The following is a 1258-nucleotide window of genomic DNA, read 5'->3' on the forward strand; positions in this document are numbered from 1 at the left end:
GTAATTTATAAACGGAATATTTATTTCATTATTTATTAAGTCAGCAAATACTTCAATTGATTTTTCATCAACACAAGATCCAAGAAAGTCATTTATTTCCAATATATAATTTTGCAACACATTTGTTTTAGTGAAGTTTATCACTTCTTTTATTTTAGTTAAAGGGCTTATTATTAAATACTCTTTTTGATTTCCCTTTATAAAATCAAAAATATTCTTTATTAGAATTGTATTGTTGTTAAATTTCATATTTAATTTTCACTCTCCTTAATTCATTATTTATGGTTTCATTTATTTTCTTTCCACCTCTTAAAAATGACATGTTTTGGTATTGTTTGTCTGTTACAGTGAGTATTCTTATATTCCCATTTTTGGGCACTATTTTTTGGATTGCCTTAATTTCATAATCTCTCTTTGTTGGTGTGTTAATTGCCTTGATATAAACTGAATATTGCATCATTATAAAGCCTCTAGAAATGATTCCTTTGTGAAATTTTGTGTAAACTTTTTGTCCTTCTTCATCATTGCCATAAAGGTCATACATTAGTATTAATCTCATAATTCTACTCATTGTCAACCATTTTCCTTGATCAAATCATCCAAGACCATATCAATTGCTTTTTCCACAAAATATTTTTTACCATTTATTCAAACCTTTTTATCAAGAATATTAATCAACTCTTCTCTTATGTCAATAGAAAATATTTTTTCTTCTCTTTGAGAAAAAACTACCTCATCAACAAGGGGTCTAAATGGTTCCATGATATCTGATGCGAGTGCAAAGTAATTAGTGAATGATTTGTGGAAAAAACTTATTCTAGGATCTAAACCCTTCTTATAAATAGACCTTATTACCAAAGACCTTAAAATTGCATAACCATAATTCAATATGTTGTTAATAAATGGTTGTTTAATTGCTTTTTGATCCCTAGAAAAACTAACTCCAAACATTGCATGTCAATAAACTTTGGCTGCATGTCCCTCTCTATTGCTTATATCAAAGACTTGAACATCTTTTATTAATTTACTAATATTTTCATCTTTTTCTAGTTTGATAAGTAATTTTGATTGATTGCTAATTTTATTCTTAATAATATTCTTTCAACAGTGGCCCTTATAAATATTTGTTCAAGCAATTTGCTTTTGAAATATTTTCAAAGATGAGTGGTGCCCTACAATTGGGGAAATACTACTATTAGGAATATGCAGGTGATTCATAATCAATACATTAACATTATTATTAGTTAGTGCGTTAATT

At 27.0% G+C, this 1258-nt stretch carries 3 protein-coding genes; all 3 read right to left on the bottom strand.

Annotation, left to right across the window (positions count from 1 at the left end; all coding sequences use genetic code 4):
- A partial coding sequence (locus C4B24_RS04760) for a hypothetical protein (RefSeq protein ID WP_131599634.1) occupies window positions 1-249 on the bottom strand: 249 nt, incomplete at its 3' end.
- Window positions 239-559 (bottom strand): CRISPR-associated endonuclease Cas2, encoded by a 321-nt coding sequence (cas2, locus tag C4B24_RS04765; protein WP_131599636.1) that lies wholly within the window; start codon window positions 557-559, stop codon window positions 239-241. The genes C4B24_RS04760 and cas2, both read right to left, overlap by 11 nt.
- A partial coding sequence (gene cas1 / locus C4B24_RS04770) for a type II CRISPR-associated endonuclease Cas1 (RefSeq protein ID WP_210725205.1) occupies window positions 550-1258 on the bottom strand: 709 nt, incomplete at its 5' end. The genes cas2 and cas1, both read right to left, overlap by 10 nt.

The organism is Mycoplasma marinum (genome assembly GCF_004335975.1).
GTDB classification, from domain to species: domain Bacteria; phylum Bacillota_I; class Bacilli_A; order Mycoplasmatales; family Metamycoplasmataceae; genus Mycoplasma_K; species Mycoplasma_K marinum.